Origin of the sequence: uncultured Mucilaginibacter sp. (assembly GCF_903913935.1) — a bacterium.
Taxonomy (GTDB): Bacteria; Bacteroidota; Bacteroidia; order Sphingobacteriales; family Sphingobacteriaceae; genus Mucilaginibacter.
This window is the reverse complement of the sequence record NZ_CAIWNH010000407.1, coordinates 1-7,436: the sequence shown is the minus strand read 5'-3', so window position 1 is coordinate 7,436 and position 7,436 is coordinate 1. Positions and strand designations below refer to the sequence as shown.

Genomic DNA, 7,436 nt, shown 5'->3' with positions numbered 1-7,436 from the left:
GCCCAGTTATTAAATTGCTTTTATCCTGGTTAATTGCCAGATTGATAATCCCCGAAGACGGATTTGGATATATACTGATACTGCTTTTTGCCAGGCTCTTTATATTGCCATACATCACTTTAGCTACGCCGGAATAGCTGATCGTGCCGTTCAGATCCACCATTTTCAGCCTGTACAAATTTTCGCCAGCTATAGGTGCTTTATCAAGCAAGCTGTAAGTACCCGCTGCGCTTGAGGCATATCCGCCCAATGTATTAAAAGTTACGCCACCGTCTGTACTCCGTTCTATGGCAAAATAGGTATAGTTTTGCTCATTCTCGGCGGTCCAGGCGATCTCAGCGCCACCAATAGCTTTGGCAGCGGTAAAGTTTAATAAGTGAACCATTAAAGCCGGGTTTTCGCGAATGACAAGGCTGAAACGGTTTGCTCCAAAACTATTGGTGTCACTTTTGGCTATGGTAAACGCATAAGCCAGGTTATGCTTAATATCAAGCGAGTCTTTGGCGTATGCGTCTTTCAGCCATACGTCGTAAAGGTCCGGGATGCTTTTTATAGTTGATAGTTTTAGCTGATAGGTGCCTGAAGCCGCTGCATTTACACTTAACGGGATAACCGTCGGAGTTAATTTGGGAAGGGCCTGCGAATTAATGGCCAGCGCTATATGATCTGCAGACATGCTCGAAAGACTTACTGGTCCGTTGCCTGATTTATACATTGCATCCTCGTCCGGCACAAATTGCGCTTTGGATGAACCAGTAAAATTAATAATCACGCCATCGGTATGTACCGAATCCTGCACCATGTTTAAACGAAGAAATTGACCTACGGAAGCCAAGGGCGGCGCACCAAGAAATAAGTTGCCGATAACCGGTGTGGCCTGTGCGCTGGTTTTGCCCGCTTCGTTAAAAGTTAACGATGCGGTAGAAGAAAGTGCACTTACAAAAAAGCCCTGCCCGCTTGGGATGATATTTGATCCGGTCGTTGCGATTGTGCCGGTACCTCCCTTGCCTTGCTGATATACATTGTAATTACCGTTTACGGGATCAAGCACGTATATAAAAGGACTTACTGATGGGCCGTAAATCCCGTTAGTAGACGTAGTTGTACTGAATGTATCCCAATTAATTGAACTTGGATAAGGATTGCCAACCATTGCAAAGCCCAATACAGTTGAATTGCCTGCTACTGTGGTATAATCTAAAGTAGACAAAAGGCTAAACCATGGTTTTACAAGTATAGCGCCTGTATTCAAAGTGCCTGATGCAGTTAAGGTAACACTTTCGGCACTGGTGCCGGGCGTATATTTATTGGCGAGGTTAGTGGTGCGGTCGCCCCTGTCAAAAAACAAAAAGCCGTTACCAACAGGGATGCTATAGCCGCTGCCGTCAAAATCAATAGTATAGCTTGGATCTGTACTGATATTAGCTACCCCCCTGAAATTCCCTCCATTAAACGAGCCATTGGTATAAGCAATATTGTCTCTGTACAGATACAGCGTAGGATTACCGCTTTTATCAAAACCGCCCGCAGTGCCCCCTGAACCTGTTAACAATGAAGATGATTTTACATAATTGATACTGTAAACGTGATTTCCGCTAACGGTGGTTTCATACACGGGAGAAGAAAGCTCGCGGTATGCCCGGTAGGCGCTGCTGCCCCCGGATAGGTAGCGTTCAACATTATAAAGGCCGGAAATCGTTCCTGTTAATGCACCTATAGAAGCTGACCCGTAAATATCAGACTGTAAGGTAAAGGTACAGCCAGAAGCGTTAGTAATAGAACTTGATGCAACAGACGGGTATATAATGGAGGTAGAACCTAAATAAAAAGTGCCGTTATATGTAGTTGCCCCAACTGTTGTTGATGAATTATTGATACTCAGGGTGCTTCCGAGACCATAAGTGATGGTACACGCAGAATTTGACTTCCCGGCATAAAAAGTGCCGTAATTGGTAATGGAACACGTATTTGCTGTACTTGATGTGGTGATTGATGACCCGTTATTGATGGTAAAAGTGCCGTAATTGGTTATTGAATTTGTCCCCTTGAAAGTGATGGCAGTGGCATCTATATTAAAAACACCGGTTGTTGCTCCGCTGTTTTGATTTAAAATTGGCGTTGGGTTACCATTACATGCCATAGTTGATGAGGTGATTGTGAATGTTCCTCCTGTATTGGTAATAGAAGAGCCGGCCGCCATTGTAAAAGTAGTTGAAGTTGCGTTAAAAACACCATTCAGGTTATTATTTATGGGTGATGGACTGCCGTTCAAGGAAACTGTCGAACCCGAGTTTGTTGTTATAGTTCCGGTATTTGCCAAAGATCCGCCTGCTTGTATGTTCAAAGCTGAGCTTGATATGGCAATAGTGCCTGTGTTGATAATAGGTGAGGGATTGCCGCCTGCTGTTAAACCTGAATTAATATCAAGGACCCGTTATTGGTTAGAGCGCCACCAGCAGATACGGACAAAAGACTGTTAAATGTGACAGTATTACCTGATCCAATTATAAAAGTACAGGTATTATTGATAGTTCCGGTCCCGCCAAAGGTGGCAGAATTTGTACCGGCAAACGTTAAAGTACCGCCGCTAACCAACAAGGTTTTAGTTACAGAAAGTGATGCTGATAAAGTAAGTGTAACCGAGCTTGTCGCTTCAAGTGATTTTATTGAAAAGGCGCCATCAACAGTAGGTGCAAATGTAGTTCCCCCGCCTATAAATACATCGTCGCCGGGGGTTGGCGTATGGCCCGATGCCCAATTTGAACCATTACTCCAATTTACACTGCTGCCACCAGTCCAGGTGGCGGTTCCGGCGTAAGAACGGCCGATAAAACAAAACGAAATAGCAATAAAGCTAATTAGGGTACGTAGTCGCATAGCTTAACCAATAATTTATCAAACCGGGCCTTAGCGTACAAATATCGCGCTAAAGACCTTTCAAATTAATAAAAAAAAGATAGCTTTTAAAACAACAGTGTGAATAATATTTATTTTTTTCTTGCGAGTTTTTTTTAATTAAATATTGGTTATAATCAATTGCATAATGATTAAGAAAAAAAGCGTTTTCCACCTTTCAAACGAAATATCCCGGATAAGTTTATTTCATAATATTCCGAAAAATGATAGTTATCCACATTTTTTTTGCGGGCGGGAAGCAATAAATCCCACAAAGCGGGAGCATGGTTTAAAACACTGTTTTAAAGGAGTTTTACTTCGCCCGCTTTAAAAGCATTCCAGCCCGGCTCATTATTTGAAGCCTAGTAAAAAAGCAATCCCATTTAATTACAAGCCGGAACAGCGGAATTGACGCAAGAATTAATCGTACTGATACCCGGTTATAGTACCTTGCTTTATTACTTATAGCCAACTACGCACTTCTAACAGGCAAAAAATCCGGAAGACCGGGTTTAGCGATGCCCAGCAGAAACACCGGCGCTAAATAAAATCCAGAAATATGGGCCTACTTAAACTAAATTACCTATTTCCTGAACATCGAAACGATCCAGATAATGAGTGCGATAACTAAAACCACGGCGATAATACCAACTGCAAATCCAGCTTTAAAAATCCCTTCAATAGCGGTACAACTGCTTAAACAAAATAACAAGAGTGTGGCGAACAGAAAACTTATATTTTTCATTTTGATAAAAATTAAAACAGATTGCTGAACGTATAATAAGCCTAACCGTTAAAAAGTTTCATGTAGCCCGGATTTTTTTAACCAGTTGACGCCATATGGATTTTCGCTTGTAAAAATGCTGCGACAGAAAACCTATCAAAATGATAATCACCCTATCAAAATGATAGGGTATTTATATTGTGTAATCCATACACTAACTTGTTAATATTTTGAAAACCAACAGCTTAATTTAATATTTAAAAGACTTTCCACTAATGGCATAGGGATTGTTTCGGTTTTATTGATAATTAAAAATAATTGATTAAAAACTCATAATGAGCATCAGCAATAATTTACTCCCAACCGCCAGGTCCCGGCGGCCAGAATTATCTTTTTCCTTTTCTTTCAACCAACATTTTATTTTTTCCTGATCAATGGAATCCCACATTAAAAAGCTCACGTTTGCGGGTACGCTAATTACCCTTGGTATTATTTTTGGCGATATTGGCACATCCCCTTTATATGTTTTTCAAACTTTATTGGTTGAAGGCGGCAAAGTCAATAGCCTGCTCGTACTGGGGTCAATCTCCTGCATTTTCTGGACACTTACCTTACAAACCACTTTTAAATACATTATCATTACCCTGCAGGCCGATAACCATGGCGAAGGCGGCATATTTTCATTATATGCCCTGGTGCGGCGTTACGGCAAATGGCTGGCCATACCCGCAATTATTGGTGCCGGTACTTTGCTTGCCGATGGCATTATCACTCCGCCCATCTCGGTAACGTCTGCCATTGAGGGGTTGAGCAATGTGCCCGCGCTAAGCAATCCAATAAAACATCCAGAATTTGTACCCGGAAGCCACCTTATTTTAGGGCTGGTGATCGGGATCATGCTGGCGTTGTTTTTCTTTCAGCAATTTGGCACCAAGATAGTCGGTTCAGCCTTTGGCCCGGTCATGTTGCTATGGTTTTTGATGATCGGCACCTTAGGGTTCTTTCAAATCATTCATGACCCATCTGTATTTAAGGCTTTAAGCCCGGTTTATGGCTATAGGTTGCTTACCGAACATAAGGATGGTTTCTGGTTATTGGGTGCCGTATTTTTATGTACCACAGGCGCCGAAGCGCTCTATTCTGACCTGGGGCATTGCGGGCGGAAAAACATCCAGGTAAGCTGGATCTTTGTAAAAACCACGCTTTTATTAAGTTACCTGGGCCAGGGCGCATGGGTGTTATCGCGGCCGGCCGGCTACAACTTTACCGGGGTTAACCCTTTTTATGCCATTGTGCCCGACCCTCAACTGCTGATGATCCCCGCGGTGGTACTGGCAACTTTAGCTACTATTATTGCCAGCCAGGCCTTGATCAGCGGTTCATTTACCCTCATCAGCGAAGCCGTGAGCATGAACTTTTGGCCGCGCATCACTATAAAGTATCCGTCAAACATCCGCGGACAAATTTATATACCCAGCATTAACTGGATCCTTTGTATCGGATGTATCCTTGTTTCCCTGTATTTTGAAACGTCGGAGCACATGACCGCTGCATACGGGTTTTCCATCACCATAGCCATGTTGATGACTACCATCCTGATGTCGTACTTTATGCGTTATGTTAAACACTGGCCGCTATGGATCGTAGTAATTATCCTGTGTGTATTTTTAACTGTCGAGTTCTCTTTCTTCATCACAAATGCCGCCAAATTATTAAAGCGGATCTTCTTCGTTGTTTTCGAGATCGGCCTGATATTTACCATGTACATTTGGTTTAAAGCGCGCAAGATCAACAACCGCTTTTTGCATTTTATCGACCTGAAAGATCAGATACCCCTATTAATAGCTTTAAGCGCCGATGAATCGGTAAGCAAATATTCGACTCACCTCATTTATTTAACCAAGGCTAACAACGCCAAACAAGTAGAGGAAAAGGTGATGTACTCCATCATGAGCCGGAAACCCAAAAGGGCCGATACTTACTGGTTCATCCATATCGAAACGACCAATGAGCCTTATACCATGGAGTATAGTGTGGACCAGATCGAGCCGGGCAAGGTTATCCGGGTTGAGTTCCGTTTAGGCTTCAGGATCCAGCCAAGGGTAAATGTATTGTACCGCAAAGTTATTGAGGACATGGTTGCCCGTCACGAAATAGATATCACCAGCAAATACGATTCGCTCAATCAATATAAAATTGCCGCTGATTTCAGGTTCGTTATCATGGAGAAATTCTTGTCGTACAACAACTCCTTTGGTGCTAAAGAGGGCTTTATTTTGAACAGCTATTTCGCCATCAAAAAACTGGCACAAACTGAGGCCAAAGCATTCGGCCTGGATACGAGCGAAACGTATGTCGAAAAAATACCATTGGTTGTGAAGCCTGTTGGCAATATTATTTTAAAAAGAATTGAGGCTTAAACTAAAGCTGCGTGCATTTTTGTCCTTAAAAAATCCTCATTATAGCCGGCCATGCAGCCGGCTATTTTTTTTTGCATGTGATAATAATGCCTGTAAAAACGGGGCCATCGTACAGATATCATTACTATTACTTAACTTTATTCCAATGATCAGGCCGGTGCGGTCAACCGCGCAAATTGCCCCTTCACCTAAATCGGTTTAAGTATTACCGCACCTTAATTGATTCAAAATCATCGTTTAACAATTATTAACTGTTCCAGCAAAAACTTTTTACTGTTTTTGCGTTTATAAGATATATTTAGGCCTTAATGTCAATTTTTAGTTATAAGCAGCGCAACAATATCGTTCTCGGGACCATCGTCATCCTGGGCTGTTTCCTTCTTTATGCGTTAAGTGGCTTATTCAGTTCAATTTTAGGCGCCATCGTATTGTTCACTCTTTTCAGACCGGTTTATCTGCATCTGGTCGAAAAAAAGCTATGGAACAAATCGCTGGTAGCTGTACTTATCATGCTTACGTCGCTCGTAGTTATCGTTATTCCTTTAATGTCGCTGAGTATTATGGTTGTCAGCAAGATAGGGAGCATTCATTTAAAATCGTTTGATCTGCAGGGCTGGATCTCAAAAATTGACGACTATGCGGGCTATAACTTCAACCAGCCGCATTTTGCTGAAAACACCATGCAAAAACTCGGCACCTTTGCTACCGATCTTTTCCCGTCAATATTAGGCAGTGCTGCCAATATCCTTATCACGTTGCTGGTGATGTACTTTTTGCTCTATTTTATGCTGGTGCAGATCCGGCAATTTGAATCCGCACTGCTTAAGTATGCCCCCTTTAGGGAACAGCATGCATTAAAGTTTGCTGTTGCCTTGCGTAATGCAACCTATTCAAATGTACTGGGACAGGGAATTATTGCTGTTGTTCAGGGGTTTTTACTTGCAAACGGCTTTTTTATATTCAACCTGCCCGACCCGGTATTTTGGGGGGTAATCGGCGCTTTCATATCCTTTTTACCGGTAGTAGGGGCGCCAACGCTCACTATTCCAGCCAGTATTATTTTATTCGCCGGCGGGCATCCGGTAAAAGGAATTTTGCTTTTGGCCTACGGCTTATTATTTATTGGCAATGTCGACAATTTTTTAAGGGCGATCATTAATAAGCGCCTGGCCAATACACACCCCCTGATTTCTATTATCGGTGTTTTTATAGGGGTTCCGCTTTTCGGGATCCTGGGATTAGTTTTCGGGCCGTTGCTCTTGTCATATTTTCTACTATTGCTCGAAATTTACGAAACCAACCGAATGGCCGCCGACAGGCTGGAACGGATTCGCACAGGGCCATAAACGTAAACTATAATATATTTATCTTTGTATGTAATAATAAATCGGCCATAT

The 7,436-nt window shown here is 42.4% G+C and carries 5 protein-coding genes; 3 read left to right on the top strand and 2 right to left on the bottom strand.

Annotated features, from left to right (window positions below):
• Positions 1–2,344 (bottom strand): hypothetical protein (locus QZY09_RS16445; protein ID WP_295674116.1); only part of this gene is annotated, 2,344 nt, incomplete at its 3' end.
• Positions 2,345–2,482: 138 nt separating this feature from the next.
• Between QZY09_RS16445 and QZY09_RS16440 the strand changes: the two genes are divergently transcribed.
• Positions 2,483–2,818: a hypothetical protein gene (locus tag QZY09_RS16440; RefSeq protein ID WP_295674114.1), complete on the top strand. Its 336-nt coding sequence runs from the start codon at positions 2,483–2,485 to the stop codon at positions 2,816–2,818.
• Positions 2,819–3,478: 660 nt separating this feature from the next.
• Here the strand turns inward: QZY09_RS16440 and QZY09_RS16435 are convergent.
• Positions 3,479–3,640: a hypothetical protein gene (locus QZY09_RS16435; protein WP_295674112.1), complete on the bottom strand. Its 162-nt coding sequence runs from the start codon at positions 3,638–3,640 to the stop codon at positions 3,479–3,481.
• Positions 3,641–4,053: 413 nt separating this feature from the next.
• Here QZY09_RS16435 and QZY09_RS16430 point away from each other — a divergent pair, with 413 nt between their 5' ends.
• Both QZY09_RS16430 and QZY09_RS16425 read left to right on the top strand, forming a co-directional pair.
• The gene (locus QZY09_RS16430; protein WP_295674110.1) at positions 4,054–6,039 is read left to right on the top strand and encodes a KUP/HAK/KT family potassium transporter; all 1,986 of its coding nucleotides are present in this window, start codon (positions 4,054–4,056) and stop codon (positions 6,037–6,039) included.
• 308 nt (positions 6,040–6,347) lie between these two features.
• Positions 6,348–7,385, top strand: coding sequence for an AI-2E family transporter (locus tag QZY09_RS16425; protein WP_295674108.1), 1,038 nt, complete (start codon positions 6,348–6,350; stop codon positions 7,383–7,385).
• Positions 7,386–7,436 lie beyond the last annotated feature (51 nt).

Bases quoted from the DNA above. Each gene is read 5' to 3' on its own strand.
- QZY09_RS16435 (WP_295674112.1), bottom strand. From the start codon at position 3,640: ATGAAAAATATAAGTTTTCTGTTCGCCACACTCTTGTTATTTTGTTTA.
- QZY09_RS16430 (WP_295674110.1), top strand. From the start codon at position 4,054: ATGGAATCCCACATTAAAAAGCTCACGTTTGCGGGTACGCTAATTACC.
- QZY09_RS16425 (WP_295674108.1), top strand. From the start codon at position 6,348: ATGTCAATTTTTAGTTATAAGCAGCGCAACAATATCGTTCTCGGGACC.